The sequence below is a fragment of the Streptomyces sporangiiformans genome (assembly GCF_005768555.2).
In the GTDB taxonomy this organism is placed as follows: domain Bacteria; phylum Actinomycetota; class Actinomycetes; order Streptomycetales; family Streptomycetaceae; genus Streptomyces; species Streptomyces sporangiiformans.
The window spans coordinates 40,185-56,763 of record NZ_VCHX02000159.1 but is presented as its reverse complement, the minus strand read 5'-3'; the positions used below and the strand labels follow the sequence as shown (position 1 = coordinate 56,763).

Genomic DNA, 16,579 nt, shown 5'->3' with positions numbered 1-16,579 from the left:
GAGCCATCGATGAGCCGTGGATGAAGGGAACTTCACCCCGGCAGCCGGTAACCCATCCCGCGCACCGTCTCCACCTGCTCCGCCCCCAGCTTCCGGCGCAGCGCGCGCACGTACACGTCCACGATGTTGGAGCCCGGGTCGAAGTCGTACCCCCACACGTGCGACAGGATCTGCTCGCGGGACAGGACCTGTCCGGGATGCCTCAGGAACAGCTCCAGGAGCATGAACTCACGGGCCGTCAGATCGACGGTCTGTTCCCCGGCGCGGGCCCGGCGGGTGCGCAGGTCCAGGGTCAGTGAGCCGGACCGCAGTACCGTCACCTCGGGCGCCCGCGCAGCCGTACGCAACCGCAGGCGCACCCGGGCCAGCAACTCCTCGAAGCGGAACGGCTTGGTCATCCAGTCGTCGGCGCCGCCCTCCAGGCCTGCCACCGTGTCGCGTACGGAATCCCGGGCGGTCAGCACGATCACCGGGACGCTCACGCGGGCCTCGCGCAGTTCGCGCAGGACCGTGAAGCCGTCGCGGCCGGGCAGGCCGATGTCCAGGACGACCAGGTCGAAGCCGCCGGTGAGGGCGTACTCGTAGGCCGTGTCGCCGTCGGCGACGACCGTGGTGGTGAAGCCGCCCGCGCGCAGGCCCTTCTCGACGAAGGAGGCGATGCGCTCCTCGTCCTCGACGATCAGAATCCGGTTCATCCGGGACACCCCGTCATGTGCGTTCCTCTTCCGGTGCGAGTACGAGTGCCAGTGCGAACGTCGCGCCGCCGCCCTCGGTCTCCCGCAGACCCACCCGCCCGCGGTGGCCCTCCGCGATGGCCCGGACGATCGACAGGCCGAGGCCCGCGCCGCTGCCCCGGGCGCCGCGCCGGGCGGTGCCGCGGCGGAACCGGTCGAAGATCACCTCGGCGTCCTGCGGCTGCACGCCGGGTCCGGAGTCGGCGACGTACAACTCGACGCGGGAGCCGGTGGCGTGCGAGCCGATGCGGATCGTCTGGCCGGGGACGGTGTGCTGCACCGCGTTCTGCGCGAGCTGCACCATCGCCTGGGTGATGCGCTGCGGATCCAACTCGGCCTGTCCGTCGGCGACTTCGGTCAGCTCCCAGTGGCGGTCGCCGAGGGCACGGGCCTTGACGAAGACATCGGCGGTGAGTTCGGCGAGCTGTACGGGTTCGGGCGTGACGAAGTCGGGGCGTTCGGCCTTGGCGAGCAGCAGCAGGTCCTCGACGATGCGGCTCATCCGGTCCAGTTCGTCGGTGACCAGCCGAACGGTCTCCTCGCGCTCGGCCGGATCGTCGCCCATCAGTTCCAGATGGCCCCGCACGATCGTGATGGGGGTGCGCAGCTCGTGGCCCGCGTCGTCGACGAACTCGCGCTGGGCCGCGAAGGCGCGTTCCAGCCGGTCCAGCATCGCGTTGAACGTCTCGGCGAGCGCGGCCACGTCGTCCCGGCCGCGCACCGGGATACGCCGGGTCAGGTCCTGCTCGGTGAGCTGCGCGGCCGCCGTACGGACCAGGCGTACGGGCTTGAGGATCCGCCCGGCCACCACCCAGCCGACGCCCGACGTCATCAGCAGCGCGACGCAGGAGATGGCGAGCAGGATGCGGAACACCTCGTTCGCGCGGGCCTGTTCGCGCTCCGGGTGGAAGGCGACGACGAAGGCGGCCTCCGGTTCGGCGCCGGACCGGGCGACGGCGACCTTGGCCCAGCGGATCTCGCCGGCGGAGCGGTGCAGCGTACCGGTGGAGTCCGGGGACGCGAAGATCGTACGGAGGGCCTTCTCGTCCCGGTGCAGCGGCAGCCCCACCGGGATCCTGCGGTCCTGGACGATCGTCGCGGGGTCGGCGCCGGGCCGTCCGGCGAGCCCCATCAACTCCTCGTCGGGATCGGCGTACTGCCGCTCGAGGAAGACCCGCAGCAGGCGTCGCGGATCGGTGAAGGGGCGCCCGTTCTCGGGGTCGACGCCCCGCTCCTCGAAGTGGGCGAACTCGCCCGTCTCCTGGGCGAGCAGTCCGGCGACCCGGGCGTCGACGTCCCGGAGCAGTATCGAGCGGGTGGTCGTGGCGACCGCCGCGAAGGCGACCGCCGTCACGAGCAGCAGCCAGAGCAGGATGCGGACCCGGGCCGAGAGCCGCCCCCGTACCGGAACGGCAGGGAGCTCAGCCGTCGTCGCCGGGTCCGTCGTCGTCCGCTCCGTCACCTGCGCCGCCGTTGTCATCGTCGTCCCCGGGGGCCGAGGGGTCGTCGCTCACCGGAGGCCGGGAGACGACCTCGTCGCTGGGCGTCGGCGTAGGCGTCGGCGCCGGCTTCTTGGGCTTCGCCGAGGGTGAGCCACTGTCCAGTTCCACCTTGGGCGGGACCTTGGGGGACTGAGGACTGTCGGTCAGGGCGTAGCTGGTCGCGGCGATGCCGAGCGGAATCGCCACGACGGCGGCCAGGGCCGCCATCCGATGGGAGAAGACCATGGGCCCGATGCTGCGGTGCTCGGCGCAGCGCCCGCATGAGCCGGAGATGAAGAACTCTTCATGCGGGCGGTCAGGGCCTGCGGCCGCATACGGCCCTCAGCTGTCCAGCTCTCAGCTGTCCAGCCCGAGGGCGAACGCGGCCTCGAGGTCATGCTGCGAATACGTACGGAACGCGACGTGCGTGTCCGTCGCCTCCACCCCCGGGATCTTGCTGATCTGCCCGGGAATGATGTCCGCCAGATCGTCATGGGCCTTCACCCGGACCATGGCGATCAGATCGTAGGTACCGGTCACGGAGAAGACCTCACTGACGGAGTCCAGCGCGGCGATCGACTCGGCGATCTCGGGGATCCGGTCCACACTGGTCTTGATGAGCACGATCGCGGTGATCACGGCTGGTTTTCTCCCTCGGTGGCCGTCGCTGGGGTTTTCACTCTAGCCGTCCGGCCGTAGCGCACCCACGAGTACAGGAAGCCGATCGAGAAGCCCATCAGGTGCGCCAGGTACGCGACCCCAGGGCCCTGGGGCGCGCGGCCCGCCGCCAGCCACTGCAGGGACGCCCAGAACGGGAGCACCACCCAGGCCGGAAGACGCAGTGGCAGGAAGAACAGGAACGGGAAGAGACTGGTCACCCGGGCTTTGGGGAACAGGTAAAGGAACGCGCCGAGGACCGCGGAGATCGCCCCGGAGGCGCCGACCAGCGTCTGCTCGGAGTCGGCGTGGGTGGCCGCATAGCCGAGCAGGGCGAGATAACCGCAGCCCAGATAGAAGAGCGCGAACTCGACATGACCCATCCGCTCCTCGACCATCGCCCCGAAGACATAGAGGAAGAGCATGTTGCCCAGCAGATGCAGCCAGCTGCCGTGCACGAAGAGCGCGGTGGCCGGGGTGAGGGCGGCCCGCAAAGACCCGCTGAACAGTTCGACGGGCACGATGCCCCAGCGTTCGAAATAGGCCCGCTGAGCGGAGAGGAGCTCGTCACCGGTGCCGAACGAGGGGCTGAGCCCCGAGGCCGGGCCGATCAGGAAGGTCAGACAGCACAGGGTGATCAGTCCGTAGGTCACCGGCGCGGACTGGCTCCGGACCGCCCGGACGAAGGCCGCACCCCAGTTGCCGATCATGAGCAAATCATGACGTAACAGGACCGAACTACACAGAGTGCCTCGCCGCTCACAGGTGGCGGGCGTCGAGTACCCGCCAGGCCGTAGGGTTACGAGCCACACGCTCCAGGGAGACTGGCGCGGCACGGACACCAGGAAAGAGAGCGACTGCCACGATGACGGTTCCCCTGCCGACCGCCGAGACCCGGTGGCGCTGCACGCTCTGCGGCAACCTCACGCGTTTCGACGTGACCCGTTCGTCGAAGGTTGTCGAGTACGTGCACCTCGACCTCGCCGGTGAGCCGAACGTCGAGGAGCGCGAGGTGGTCAGTGAGACCATCGAATCGGTGCGCTGCCGCTGGTGCAACGCGGTGGATCAGGTGGAACTGGTGGACAGGCCGGGCGCCGGCTCCTGAGGGAGCGGGCCCCGTCGAGACGGTTGGGGTGACCGATGGTGGAGACCACAGGCGGGGAGCCGGCCGACGGCGCCGCTGAGGTGCTCGACCGCCCCCTGCCCGACGGAGTGCGCCGCCGAGTCGTATCGATCGTCTCGGACGGTTTCGGCCATCTGACCGTCGCCGAACTGCCCAGCCAGCTGCGGCAGTACGCCCGGTTCGCCCCCAATCGCCGTGCCAAGTTCGCGGGTAACGCGATGGCCGCGGCCCTGGAGACCGATCCGCTCTTCAGGCAGCGGATCGGCGAGCGGCTCAGAGAGGCCCAGCCGGAGCTGAGCAACGCTCTCGACTCAGGCTCGCCGCCCCCGGCCGCGGACCCGCTGGACGTGGCGGCCGCGGCCTATGTGCTCCGGCCCACGGGCTGGGTGAAGCTGGTGACCGCCGCGGGCGAGGAGGCACAGCGGGCGGACGCCGAGCGCGCCGACGAGGAGAACCGTGCCGAGCTGGAGCGCCTGCGCGACGAACTCGCCGAGGCCCGCGGCCAGACCCGGGCCGAGACCGAACGGCTGCGTACGGAGCTGGACTCGGCGAAGAAGGAAGCCGAATCGCTTCAGCGCAAGCTGCGCTCGGCCCTCAGTGACGTCAAGCGCGGCGAGGCCGCCCTGCGGAAGGTGCGGGGCGAGATCGAGTCCGTACGGGCCGAGGGGCAGGCCCAGGTGTCCGCCGCCGAGAGCGAGACCCGGCGGCTGAAGGCGCGGCTCGGCGAGGCCGAGGCCGCCCTGGAAGCGGCCCGCAGGGCGGCCCGCGAGGGCCGCAGTGTCGAGGACATGCGCCTGCGGCTGCTGCTCGACACCGTGCTCGACGCGGCACAGGGGTTGCGGCGTGAGCTCGCCCTGCCGCCCGTGTCGCAGCGGCCCGCGGAGACCGTCGACGCCGTCGAACCGGGCCGCATGAGCCCGAAGGACATCGCCGCCCGTGCGCTGTCCGAAAACGACCCCGCGATCCTCGACCAGTTGCTCGCGCTGCCGCAGGCGCATCTGGTCGTCGACGGCTACAACGTCACCAAGACCGGCTATCCGCAGATGCCGTTGGAGAAGCAGCGGCTGCGGCTGCTCGGTCAGCTCTCGCAGCTCGCCGCACAGACCGGCGCCGAGGTCACCTGCGTCTTCGACGGGGCCGAGCTGGCCGCCCCGGTGCTGCTGGCGCCGCCGCGCGGGGTGCGCGTGCTGTTCTCCAAGGCCGGCGTCACCGCCGACGAGTTGATCCGCCAGCTGGTGCGCGCCGAGCCGCCCGGCCGGCCCGTCATCGTCGTCTCGACCGACCGCGAGGTCGCCGACGGGGTGGCCAAGGCGGGGGCGCGTCCGGTGGCTTCGGCGGTGCTGCTCAAGCGTTTTTCGCGGGGTTGAGCCGGACTTTCCCGGGGTTGAACCGGGCGCTCTCCGGGCAGGCGAGGCGGGGTCTTCGGGGACCGTCGGCCATATGTGATCTACGCACCATGAGTAACGTAAGGCCCAACCGTAACCTGTGCGCACCTTGCCCCAATTGGCGAAGTCTTCACGCAACGTAGCGTCAAGCGCGCATTACTGCATGTGAATTGAGTGCAAAGAATGCGCTCGGTAACCGAGATTTTCCCGGCGGGGATTTGATCTGATCACAAGAAGGTCACTAGGGTCTGCCCTCGAACCTCCACTCGGGTGATCGCTCATCGGGAGTGACGGTGGAGGGGCACCGCCAACCGGCGTTTTCGGTGGGCGGCTGAGGTAAGAAGGAGCTCGCCTCCGTGGCGTCCCACCGTCGACCGAAGCAGCCGAGCCGCACCCGCGTGACCGTGCTCACCACCGCCGCTGCTGCTGCCGTGGCCCTCACCTCGCAGGCGGCCAACGCCGCGCCCAGCGAGAAGCCGAACAAGGACGAGGTCAAGTCCAAGGTCGACAAGCTCTACCACGAGTCCGAGCTGGCCACCGACAAGTACAACGGGGCCAAGGAGAAGCAGGACAAGCTCGAGAAGGAGATCGGAACTCTCCAGGACCAGGTCGCGCGCGGCCAGGACGAGCTCAACGATCTGCGGGACGGCCTCGGCCTGATGGCCAGCTCCCAGTACCGGACGGGCGCCATCGACCCCTCCGTCCAGCTCTTCCTCTCCTCCGACCCGGACGACTACCTGGACAAGGCGTCCACGATGGACCAGCTGAGCTCTCAGCAGGTCGAGACGCTGAAGAAGGTCCAGGCGAAGCAGCGGGTCCTCGCCCAGCAGCGCAAGGAAGCCGCCGAGAAGCTCAAGGACCTCGCCGACACCCGCGAGACCCTCGGCAAGAAGAAGAAGGAAGTCCAGAGCAAGCTCGCCGAGGCGCAGAAGCTCCTCAACACCCTGACCACGCAGGAGAAGGCGGCCCTGGCCGAAGAGGAGCAGCGCGCCAGCCGCTCCGCCGGGGACCGTGCCGACCTCGGCAACGAGGCACCGGCCTCCGACCGAGGTGCCGCCGCCCTCGCCGCCGCCGACTCCCAGGTCGGCAAGCCGTACGTCTCCGGTGGCAGCGGTCCCAACTCCTACGACTGCTCCGGGCTCACCCAGTGGGCGTACGCCCAGGCCGGGGTGTCGATAACCCGGACCACGTACACCCAGCAGAACGACGGCACGAAGATCGGCCGCAGCCAACTCAAGCCCGGCGACCTGGTCTTCTTCAACAACCTGGGGCATGTCGGCCTCTACGCGGGCAACAACACGCTCCTGCACGCCCCGAAGCCGGGCACCGTCGTCCGCTACGAGTCGATGGACACCGTCGGTTCCTTCCAGTTCGGCGTCCGTATCTGATTTCCCTCGCCGTCTGAGTCCCTTCGCCGTCTGACTTCGCTTCGCCGTCCGGCTCTCCTTCGAAACGGTCCGCCGTGCCGCCCGAACGAGCGAATTCCGGCAGCACCCGCTGACCGCACGCCCCGCCGATGACCTGCGTCTGAGGCGGGGCATCGCGTTTTCCGCACCCGACGGGGACTTTGGCCGTGGCGTAGTCGCGCGGCTACTGTCTGGCGCGTTTCCCCCAATTCAGGGGGTCCGTCAGCGGAAGGGAGAGCGGCAACCCGTGGGGTCCCATCGCCGTCCCGCACCATCCGGTCTCGACCGGGGCGCCACCAGCGCCACCCTCTGCGTGCTGTCCGCCGCCGCCGCGGCCCTCGGGGTCGTTCCGGCCGGCGCCGCACCGCAGGACGACACGCGCGCCAAGGTGGACCGGCTGTACGAGCAGGCCGAGCGGGCCACCGAGGCCTACAACGAGGCCGACGAGCGCGCGGACACCCTGCGCGAGCAGGTGACCAGGGCACAGGACCGGATCGCCCGGCAGCAGGGCCGCATCAACACCATGCGGGACGCGCTCGGTTCGCTCGCCGGGGCCCAGTACCGCTCGGGCGGCCTCGACCCCTCGCTGGCCCTGATGTTCTCCGACAACCCCGACGACTACCTCGACAGGGCGGCAGCGCTCGACCGGATCGGCGTCCATCAGGCCGGCGAACTCAAGGACCTCCAGGAAGCCCAGCGCGAGCTCTCCCAGGAGCGCGCGGAGGCTCGCCGCAAACTCGCCGAGCTGGAGAAGAGCCGCAAGGCCGTCGTCCACCACAAGAACACCGTCGAGCGGAAACTGGCCACGGCGCGGCGGCTCCTCGACGCGATGCCGGACCGGGAGCGCGCCTCCTACGACCGAGCCTCCCGTTCCGGGCGCGTGCCGGATCTCGACGGCGCCGCCCCGTCCTCCTCACGGGCGGCCGCCGCCGTCGCCGCGGCCCGCGCGGCCCTCGGCCGCCCGTACATCTGGGGTGCCAACGGGCCCGCCGGCTTCGACTGTTCGGGCCTGATGCAGTGGTCGTACGCGCAGGCCGGCGTCGGTCTGCCGCGCACCTCGCAGGCCCAGCGCGGCGCCGGGCAGCAGGTGCCGCTCTCGCAGGCGCGGCCCGGCGACCTGATCACCTACCGGAGCGACGCCAGCCATGTCGCGATGTACATGGGCAACGGACAGGTGATCCACGCGCCCTACCCGGGCGCTCCCGTGCGCTACGACCCCGTGGACATGATGCCGATCTCGGCCGTAACGCGGCCCTGACCCCACGGGGCGGGCACCGTACGATCGGGAACGTGGCTGGTCGTGGGCGGGCGCCGAGATGGATAGCAGGGCTGTTGCTGGCCGGCCTGGTGGGCTGCGGCGGCGCGGGTGGCGCCGCCACCGACACCACGAGCGCCGATGTCCGGCGTCTGCTCGACCGGCGGGCGCAGGCGGTGCTCGACCGCGACGCGGGCGCGTATGTCGCCACGGAGGTGCCGAGCACCGTCGCCGCCGGGGAACGGGCCGCCGCCCGCACCGAGTTCACGCGGCTGAGGACCGTTCCGCTGGCGTCCTGGTCGTACCGCGTGACCGGCTTCCACCGCTCCGGCGACCGCGCCACGGTCGCGGCGGACCTCCGCTACCGCATCGACGGCTACGACAGGGCACCCGTCGTCACCGCCCGCACGCTGAGCCTCATGCGCACCGACGGCCGTTGGTACGTCGCCTCCGACCGCCCCGCCAAGGACGCCGGCGAGCAGCTGTGGGAGCAGGGGACCGTCCGGGTCGTCCGGGGGGAGCACAGCCTCGTCCTCGGCGTCGGGCAGAGCGGTGAGGCGCTGCGCGGGTACGCGCACCTGGCCGACCGCGCGGTGCCCGCCGTGCGGGAGGCGTGGGGCGGGGACTGGTCGGGGCGGGTCGTCGTCCTCGTACCGAAGTCGCTGGAGGAGATGGCGGGGCTGCTCGGGGCGGCCGCGTCCGGGTACCGGGGGATAGCGGCCGTCACCACGGGCGAGGTGGGGGGCGCGGCGAAGGCGCCCGCGGACCGGATCATCGTCAATCCCGACGCGTACGGCGTCCTCGGCGCCTTCGGGCGGCAGGTCGTGCTCACCCACGAGACGACCCATGTCGCGACCCGCGCCCGGACCTCGGCCGCGACGCCCCTGTGGCTCTCCGAGGGGTACGCGGACTGGGTCGGCTACCGCGGCACCGGCCGCTCGGCGGCGCAGGCCGCGCCCGAGCTGCGGCGCGCGGTAGGAGAGGGGCAGGTCCCCGCCGGGCTGCCGGTCGACGCGGACTTCGGGTTCGGCGGGGACGCGGTGAAGCTGGCGCGGGCGTACGAGAGCGGCTGGCTGGCCTGCCGCCTGATCGCGGACCGGTGGGGTGAGGTGCGGCTCGGCGATTTCTACCGGGCCGTGGGCGCGCACCGGACGCGGGAAGGTGCGGTGGAGGGCGCGATGCGGGACGTGCTGGGTACGACGCCGGAGAAGTTCACCGAGCAGTGGCAGGCGTACCTCAGGGCTCAACTCGGCTGATTCGGCTGATCCCGCCGATCTTCCTGCCGCGGTTGATCCCGCCGATCCCTCTCCATGGCGGTGGAGTGCGCCGCGCTGCGGCCGCTCCCGCGCCGTCAGGAGACCAGCGGCTCCCTGGTGCGGGCGGCCTGACCGGGCAGCGGCGTCAGGGATGCGTACGGCACCGTGTCGCGCCACAGGCGTACGGCCCCGGTCGTCGCCGCGGCGACCAGCAGACCGTTGCGTACCACGAGCAGCGTGATGCCCAGCGCGTCACTGGCCACCACGTGCGCGAACCAGAGGGGGAACTCCAGGACGGTCACGAAGGCCGCGGCCAGTACCAGTGCGGCCGGCAGGACCATCCGGCTGCCGCGGAAGACCAGGCACACCGCCGCGAGACCGACCAGCCACACCATGTACTGCGGGCTGACGACCCGGCTGGTGGCGGTGAACATGAGGACGGCCACGAACGCGGCGTCCGCCACCGTGTGCGACAGGAACCGCCGGGCGCGCAGCCGCCACATCAGCAGCCAGCCGAAGGCGACCGCGGTCAGCAGCAGGGCGGCCGTGCTCACGACCTCGACGTACGGGCCGACGAACTCCACGGAGCCGTAGTGGAGCAGCACCTTGCCGTTCCAGCCGAAGTGGCGGGCGATGTGGAAGACGAGAGCGCCGAGCGACTCGACCTCCGTGCCCCGGTCGCGCTGGAAGGCCAGGAACGCGAACGCGCCGGGCATCGCCACGCCGAACAGCAGCGACAGGGACGCGGCCGTCACCGCCGCCGAGACCCAGGGCTTCCGCTTGCTGACACCCCACAGCAGCAGCACCGGCCACACCTTCACCAGCGCGCCGAGGCCCGCGAGCGTGCCCAGCACCCGTGGGTGCCGTAGGCCCGCGAGCAGCGCCGCCACCGCGACGGCCGTGACCATCACGTCATAGCGGGCGTACACGGTCGGCCCGAGCAGTGGCACGCCCACCGCCCACACCCAGGCGCCGCGGGGCGTCCTGCCGGGACGTCCGCCCGCGTATTCGAGGAGGACGAGGACGGACAGATCGGCGAGGAAGGCGAGGACGAAGAACGCCGACGCGTAGCCCAGGAAGGGCAGCAGCGCGGGGGAGAGGATCGCGAACGCGGCGGCGGGCGGGTACTGCCAGGTCACGTCGTTCAGCGGGAAGGCGCCCTCGAGCAGGGTCTCGTACCAGCCGTGGTAGATCACCGAGACGTCGCTCGTGACGTCCGGCCCCGGGAACACGAACACCTTGAAGACGAAGAGCAGCAGCACCAGCCTGGTCAGGGCCCAGACCCCGAGCAGCGCGTACGGAACCTTCGCTCCCGGTGCGCCGGTCATCTCTGTGTGCCTGTCATGCCCACCCAGCCTCTTCGTGCGAATCCGTTCGCGGCCATGATCCCCCCTGAGGCTGTGCGACAGCCATGAAGCGCGGCCGTGGAGAGCCGGGAGCACGCCCGCCCGGAGCCGGGAGCGCGGGTTCGGTACTGTCGACCACGATGCACAAGACCCTGATCGTGACCAACGACTTTCCGCCCAGACCCGGCGGCATCCAGGCCTTCCTGCACAACATGGCGCTGCGCCTCGACCCCGAGCGGCTCGTCGTCTACGCGTCCACGTGGAAGCGCGGCCGCGAGGGCATCGAGGCGACCGCGGCCTTCGACGCCGAGCAGCCCTTCACCGTCGTACGCGACCGCACGACGATGCTGCTGCCGACGCCGGGCGTCACACGGCGGGCCGCGGGACTGCTGCGGGGGCACGGCTGTACGTCGGTGTGGTTCGGGGCGGCGGCACCGCTCGGCCTGATGGCCCCCGCGCTGCGCAGGGCCGGCGCCGAGCGCCTCGTGGCCACCACCCACGGTCACGAGGCGGGATGGGCTCAGCTACCGGCCTCGCGCGGGCTCCTGCGCAGGATCGGCGAGTCCACGGACACGATCACCTACCTCGGCGAGTACACCCGCTCGCGGATCGCCACCGCGCTGACGCCCGCGGCAGCGGAGCGCATGGTCCAGCTGCCGCCCGGCGTCGACGAGAAGACCTTCCACCCGGGTTCGGGCGGCGCCGAGGTGCGCGCCCGCCTCGGCCTCACCGACCGCCCGGTGGTGGTCTGCGTCTCGAGGCTCGTGCCGCGCAAGGGCCAGGACACGCTCATCCTCGCCATGCCACGCGTCCTCGCGAAGGAACCGGACGCCGTCCTGCTGCTCGTCGGCGGCGGGCCGTACGAGAAGGAGCTGCGCCGACTCGCGTACGACACCGGGGTCGCCGACTCCGTGCGCTTCACCGGAGCCGTGCCCTGGTCCGAGCTGCCCGCCCACTACGGCGCGGGCGACGTCTTCGCCATGCCCTGCCGCACCCGCCGGGGCGGGCTCGACGTCGAGGGCCTCGGCATCGTCTACCTGGAGGCCTCCGCGACCGGCCTGCCCGTCGTCGCGGGCGACTCCGGTGGTGCTCCGGACGCGGTGCTCGACGGCGAGACCGGCTGGGTCGTCCGGGGCGGCTCCCCGGAGGCGACCGCCGACCGCGTCGTCACCCTCCTCGGCGACGCGGAGCTGCGGCGCCGGATGGGCGAGCGGGGCCGCGAGTGGGTCGAGGAGAAGTGGCGCTGGGACCTGCTGGCGGAGAAGTTGCAGGCGTTGCTGTAGGGCCTTGTCCGGCGACAAGGGATATGCGCGCCCCCTCTAGGCGGACGTCGGAAATCCGCCCATGCTGCGCACATGACAGAAAAACTGACCCATCGTCAGCTGGCGTCAGGTTACCCGAGAGGTCGCCTGACGCGTCGTCAAATCCTGGGTATGGCCGCTCTCCAGACGGCCGCGGCCCTCGGCCTCACCCGCATCGGGCTCCAGTCGGCGCACGCCGCCGAACCGGCGGCCGTCGACAACTCCCCGGCGATCGTGATCGGTTCCGGCTACGGCGCAGCCGTGGCCGCCCTGCGCCTCGGCCAGGCCGGCATCCGCACGCTCGTCATCGAGATGGGCGGACTCTGGAACACCCCCGGCCCGGACGGCAAGGTGTTCTGTTCCACGCGCACGCCCGACCAGAGATCCATGTGGTTCCGCACGCGCACCGAGGCGCCGCTCGCCACCTTCCTGTGGCTGGACGTCGTCAACAAGGACATCAGCCCCTATCCCGGCGTCCTCGACCGCGTCCGCTTCGCCAACATGTCCGTGTTCGTGGGCCGGGGCGTCGGCGGTGGCTCACTGGTCAACGGCAGCATGGCCGTCACACCGCCCCAGTCGTACTTCGCCGAGCAGTTCCCCACGGTCGACACCGCCGAGATGTACAGCACGTACTTCCCGCGCGCCCGCTCCATGCTCGGCGTCAACACCGTCGACCCCGCCTGGTTCGAGTCCACGGAGTGGTACCGCTTCACCCGGATCTCCCGCAAACACGCCCAGAACGCCGGCCTGAAGACCACCTTCGTCCCGAGCGTCTACGACTTCGGCCATATGCAGCGCGAGGCCGCCGGCACCGCCACCAGGTCCGCGCTCGCCGGCGAGGTCATCTACGGCAACAACCACGGCAAGCGCAGCCTCGACAAGACCTACCTCGCCTCGGCACTGGGCACCGGCAACGTCACCATCCACACCATGGAGCGGGCCAAGGGCATCCGCAGAGCGAGCGACGGGACGTACGTCGTGACCGTCGACCGGATCGACAACACCGGCAAGGTCGTCGAGACCAAGGAGTACGGCTGTACGTACCTCTTCCTCGGCGGCGGCAGTCTCGGCACCACTGAACTCCTGGTGCGGGCCCAGGAGACCGGCACCCTGCCCGCCCTGAACGCGAGCGTCGGCGCCGGCTGGGGCACGAACGGCAACGTGATGCTCGGCCGTGCCAACCACCTGTGGGACACCGTCGGCGAGAACCAGTCCACCATGCCCGTCATGGGCATCGACGACTGGGCGAACACCTCCAATCCCGTCTTCGCCGAGATCGCCCCGCTGCCCACGGGACTGGAGCACTGGGTCAGCCTCTACCTCGCGATCACCAAGAATCCCCAGCGCGCCTCGTTCACGTACGACTCCGCGACCGACTCGGCGAAGCTCGGCTGGAGCGCCGCCCAGAGCGCGGTGTCCGTCTCCATGGCCAAGAAGCTCTTCGACCGGATCAACTCGGCCAACTCCACGATCTACCGGTACGACCTGTTCGGCTCGTCCAGCAAGGTCTTCGCCGACGACTTCACGTACCACCCGCTGGGCGGCTGCGTGCTGGGCAGGGCGACGGACGACTACGGCCGGGTGAAGGGCTATTCGAAGCTGTACGTCACCGACGGCTCGCTCGTGCCCGGGTCGATCGGGGTCAACCCGTTCGTGACGATCACCGCGCTCGCGGAACGGACGATGGCGCGGGTCCTGGTCGAGGACACCGCGCCATGACGACCGACCGGGCAGGGGCTCAGCCCCGGTAGATCGCCTCGATCTCGTCCGCGTAGTCCTTCGCCACCACATTGCGCTTGAGCTTCAGCGACGGCGTGAGGTGGCCCGAATCCTCGGTGAACTGGGAGGACAGAATGCGGAACTTCCGCACCGATTCCGCCTTCGACACCGCGGCGTTGCCCTCCTCGACAGCGCTCTGGATCGCCGCCAGCAGATCCGGATCCTCAGTCAGCGACGCCGCGGTGGACCCGGCCGGCTTGCCGTGCTCGTCGGCCCAGCGGCCCAGGAACTCCTCGTCGATGGTGACCAGCGCGCCCACGAACGGCCGCCCGTCGCCCACCACCATGCACTCCGCGACCAGCGCGTGCGCCCGGATGCGGTCCTCGATCACGGCCGGGGCGACGTTCTTGCCGCCCGCGGTGACGATGATCTCCTTCTTGCGGCCGGTGATCCGGAGATAGCCGTCCTCGTCGAGCGTGCCGATATCACCGGTGTGGAACCAGCCGTCGGCCAGGGCCTCCTCGGTCGCGCCCGGGTTGTTCCAGTACTCCTTGAACAGATGCTCGCCGTGCAGCAGCACCTCGCCGTCGTCCGCGATGCGGACCACCGAGCCGGGCAGCGGCTGGCCGACCGTGCCGATCTTCTGCCGGTCCCAGGGGTTGAAGGCCGTGGCCGCGCAGGACTCCGTCAGGCCGTAGCCCTCCAGGACCGTGAAGCCGATGCCGCGGAAGAAGTGCCCGAGGCGCTCGCCCAGCGGGGCGCCGCCCGAGATCGCGAACTCGCCCTTGCCGCCGAGCACCGCGCGCAGCTTGCTGTAGACGAGCTTGTCGAAGGCCTTGTGCTTGATCCTCAGACCGACGGACGGGCCCGAGGGGGTGTCGAGCGCGCGGCTGTACGCGATCGCCGTGTCCGCCGCCTTGTCGAAGATCTTGCCCTTGCCGTCGGCCTGCGCCTTGGCCCGCGCCGAGTTGTAGACCTTCTCGAAGACGCGCGGCACCCCGAGGATCAACGTCGGCCGGAACGAGGCGAGTTCATCGGTGAGGTTCTTGATGTCCGGTACGGTGCCCAGCTTGATCGGCGCCATCATCGGCGCCACCTGCACGAGCCGCCCGAAGACATGCGCGAGCGGGAGGAAGAGAAGGACCGAGCACTCGCCCGTACGGAACAGAGGGCGCAGTCGCTCCACGATGTTCCCGCACTCGGCGAAGAAGCTGCGATGAGTCAGCACGCAGCCCTTGGGGCGGCCCGTGGTGCCCGAGGTGTAGACGATCGTCGCCGGGTCGTCGGCCCGGGCCGTGGAGCTGCGCTCCTCGACCGTCTCGTCGGTCACGTCCTGGCCCGCGCGGCCCAGTTCCTCGATGCCTCCGGCCTCGATCTGCCAGACGTGCTTCAGCTCGGGCAGCCGGTCGCGCACCGACTCGACGGACGCGGCGTGCGTGTCCAGCTCCACGACGCAGGCGGTCGCGCCCGAGTCGCTGAGGATCCACTGCACCTGCTCCGGCGAACTCGTCTCGTACACCGGCACGGTGACCGCGCCCGCGCTCCAGATCGCGAAGTCGAGGAGCGTCCACTCGTAACGGGTACGGGACATCAGGCCGACCCGGTCGCCCGGCTGCACGCCCGACGCGATCAGGCCCTTGGCGGCCGCCTGCACCTCGGCGAGGAACTCGGTGGCCGTGACGTCCGTCCAAGTGCCGCCCACCTTGCGGGCGATGACCGCGACATCCGGATGCTGCGCGGCGTTTCTGCGGACGATGTCGGTCAGATTTCCGTCCGCAGGGACCTCGTACAAAGCCGGAAGGCTGAACTCGCGCAAGACTGCTGCTCCTCATAGGGCGCCGACGCCACGACCTCGTGTGTTGCGACGGAGCGGTCCAAGGGTCGGGCAGGTGCTCGGGGACTCAATAATGGTTGAAACCCTGAGCACGAATGGACTGCCCGGACGTTACCCGTCAGTACCACCTCTACGACAGGGGGGTCCGACGAGATGTTCCCTGCGTCACACGCGTGGGCGTTCCTCCACGCACGGTAGTCCACGCCATTACTGATGCGGAAGTAACCGCAGATCCGACCGCGTCTACACACGTTTGCTGCACAGGCTTACCCTTGATCGCCATGGCAGGTACACAAGGCGGCACCCGAAGGACGCGGATCCACGTCGTGAGCGACGTGCACGGCAACGCCCGTGACCTGGCCAGAGCCGGTGCCGGCGCGGACGCCCTGATCTGCCTGGGCGACCTTGTGCTCTTCCTCGACTACGCCGACCACTCGCGCGGCATCTTCCCCGATCTGTTCGGCGCCGAGAACGCGGACCGCCTCGTCGAGTTGCGCACCGCCCGGCGTTACGAGGAGGCGCGGGAGTTCGGCCGCGCTCTGTGGGCGGGCGTCGACCGCGGCCCCGCCATCGAGAAGGCCGTACGCAAGCAGTACGCCGAGCTGTTCGCCGCGTTCCCCACGCCGACGTACGCCACGTACGGCAATGTCGACATGCCGACCCTGTGGGCGGAATACGCCGGGCCCGGCACCACCGTGCTCGACGGGGAGCGCGTCGAGATCGGCGGCCGGGTGTTCGGCTTCGTCGGCGGGGGCCTGCGCTCACCCATGCGCACGCCGTACGAGATCAGCGACGAGGAGTTCGCGGCCAAGATCGAGGCCGTCGGCGAGGTCGACGTGCTGTGCACGCACATTCCGCCGGAGGTGCCCGAGCTCGTCTACGACACGGTGGCGCGGCGCTTCGAGCGGGGGAGCCGGGCGCTGCTGGACGCGATCCGGCGGACCCGGCCGCGGTACTCGCTCTTCGGGCACGTCCATCAGCCGCTGGCGCGGCGGATGCGAGTGGGCGCGACCGAATGCGTCAACGTCGGGCACTTCGCCGGATCCGGGAAGCCGTGGGTTCTGGAGTGGTAGTGGGCCGAG

15 protein-coding genes are annotated in these 16,579 nt (G+C 70.5%); 8 read left to right on the top strand and 7 right to left on the bottom strand.

What is annotated here, in order from left to right; genetic code table 11:
- Positions 1 to 32 precede the first annotated feature (32 nt).
- The 5 genes from FGD71_RS26110 to FGD71_RS26090 all read right to left on the bottom strand — a co-directional run bounded on the left by FGD71_RS26110 (position 33) and on the right by FGD71_RS26090 (position 3,582).
- On the bottom strand, positions 33 to 695 hold the full coding sequence (locus FGD71_RS26110) for a response regulator transcription factor (RefSeq protein WP_119102966.1): 663 nt from the start codon (positions 693 to 695) through the stop codon (positions 33 to 35).
- Positions 696 to 708: 13 nt separating this feature from the next.
- On the bottom strand, positions 709 to 2,214 hold the full coding sequence (locus FGD71_RS26105; protein ID WP_119102965.1) for a sensor histidine kinase: 1,506 nt from the start codon (positions 2,212 to 2,214) through the stop codon (positions 709 to 711).
- Positions 2,156 to 2,461 carry a small secreted hydrophilic protein gene (locus tag FGD71_RS26100; protein WP_119102964.1) on the bottom strand — a complete coding sequence of 102 codons (306 nt, stop codon included), beginning with the start codon at positions 2,459 to 2,461 and terminating at the stop codon, positions 2,156 to 2,158. The genes FGD71_RS26105 and FGD71_RS26100 overlap by 59 nt, the downstream gene beginning before the upstream one ends.
- A gap of 111 nt (positions 2,462 to 2,572) precedes the next feature.
- Positions 2,573 to 2,854, bottom strand: a complete 282-nt coding sequence (locus FGD71_RS26095) for an Lrp/AsnC family transcriptional regulator (RefSeq protein WP_033327388.1) — start codon at positions 2,852 to 2,854, stop codon at positions 2,573 to 2,575.
- Positions 2,851 to 3,582 carry a rhomboid family intramembrane serine protease gene (locus FGD71_RS26090; RefSeq protein ID WP_119102963.1) on the bottom strand — a complete coding sequence of 244 codons (732 nt, stop codon included), beginning with the start codon at positions 3,580 to 3,582 and terminating at the stop codon, positions 2,851 to 2,853. Before FGD71_RS26090 ends, FGD71_RS26095 begins: the two co-directional genes overlap by 4 nt.
- 155 nt (positions 3,583 to 3,737) lie before the next feature.
- Here FGD71_RS26090 and FGD71_RS26085 point away from each other — a divergent pair, with 155 nt between their 5' ends.
- The 5 genes from FGD71_RS26085 (at position 3,738) to FGD71_RS26065 (ending at position 9,297) form a co-directional block, all read left to right on the top strand.
- Entirely contained in the window at positions 3,738 to 3,977 is a 240-nt protein-coding gene (locus FGD71_RS26085; protein ID WP_119102962.1) for a hypothetical protein, read from the top strand.
- A 35-nt stretch (positions 3,978 to 4,012) separates the two neighbouring features.
- On the top strand, positions 4,013 to 5,362 hold the full coding sequence (locus FGD71_RS26080) for an NYN domain-containing protein (RefSeq protein ID WP_119102961.1): 1,350 nt from the start codon (positions 4,013 to 4,015) through the stop codon (positions 5,360 to 5,362).
- Between the two features lie 374 nt (positions 5,363 to 5,736).
- Positions 5,737 to 6,768 carry a C40 family peptidase gene (locus FGD71_RS26075; protein ID WP_119102960.1) on the top strand — a complete coding sequence of 344 codons (1,032 nt, stop codon included), beginning with the start codon at positions 5,737 to 5,739 and terminating at the stop codon, positions 6,766 to 6,768.
- A 265-nt stretch (positions 6,769 to 7,033) separates the two neighbouring features.
- On the top strand, positions 7,034 to 8,044 hold the full coding sequence (locus FGD71_RS26070) for a C40 family peptidase (RefSeq protein ID WP_119102959.1): 1,011 nt from the start codon (positions 7,034 to 7,036) through the stop codon (positions 8,042 to 8,044).
- A gap of 32 nt (positions 8,045 to 8,076) precedes the next feature.
- On the top strand, positions 8,077 to 9,297 hold the full coding sequence (locus FGD71_RS26065) for a hypothetical protein (protein WP_119102958.1): 1,221 nt from the start codon (positions 8,077 to 8,079) through the stop codon (positions 9,295 to 9,297).
- A 95-nt stretch (positions 9,298 to 9,392) separates the two neighbouring features.
- Here FGD71_RS26065 and FGD71_RS26060 read toward each other — a convergent pair whose 3' ends face one another.
- The gene (locus tag FGD71_RS26060) at positions 9,393 to 10,625 is read right to left on the bottom strand and encodes a glycosyltransferase family 87 protein (protein WP_119102957.1); all 1,233 of its coding nucleotides are present in this window, start codon (positions 10,623 to 10,625) and stop codon (positions 9,393 to 9,395) included.
- A gap of 158 nt (positions 10,626 to 10,783) precedes the next feature.
- On the opposite strand from FGD71_RS26060, the gene FGD71_RS26055 reads away from it, so the two are divergent.
- Both FGD71_RS26055 and FGD71_RS26050 read left to right on the top strand, forming a co-directional pair.
- Complete coding sequence (locus tag FGD71_RS26055) at positions 10,784 to 11,926, top strand: glycosyltransferase family 4 protein (protein WP_119102956.1); 1,143 nt, start codon at positions 10,784 to 10,786, stop codon at positions 11,924 to 11,926.
- Positions 11,927 to 11,998: 72 nt separating this feature from the next.
- Positions 11,999 to 13,663 (top strand): GMC oxidoreductase, encoded by a 1,665-nt coding sequence (locus FGD71_RS26050; protein ID WP_478131364.1) that lies wholly within the window; start codon positions 11,999 to 12,001, stop codon positions 13,661 to 13,663.
- A gap of 19 nt (positions 13,664 to 13,682) precedes the next feature.
- On the opposite strand, the gene FGD71_RS26045 is transcribed toward FGD71_RS26050, so the two are convergent.
- Complete coding sequence (locus FGD71_RS26045; protein ID WP_119102954.1) at positions 13,683 to 15,479, bottom strand: AMP-dependent synthetase/ligase; 1,797 nt, start codon at positions 15,477 to 15,479, stop codon at positions 13,683 to 13,685.
- Positions 15,480 to 15,778: 299 nt separating this feature from the next.
- On the opposite strand from FGD71_RS26045, the gene FGD71_RS26040 reads away from it, so the two are divergent.
- Entirely contained in the window at positions 15,779 to 16,570 is a 792-nt protein-coding gene (locus FGD71_RS26040; RefSeq protein WP_119102953.1) for a metallophosphoesterase family protein, read from the top strand.
- Positions 16,571 to 16,579: the final 9 nt, after the last annotated feature.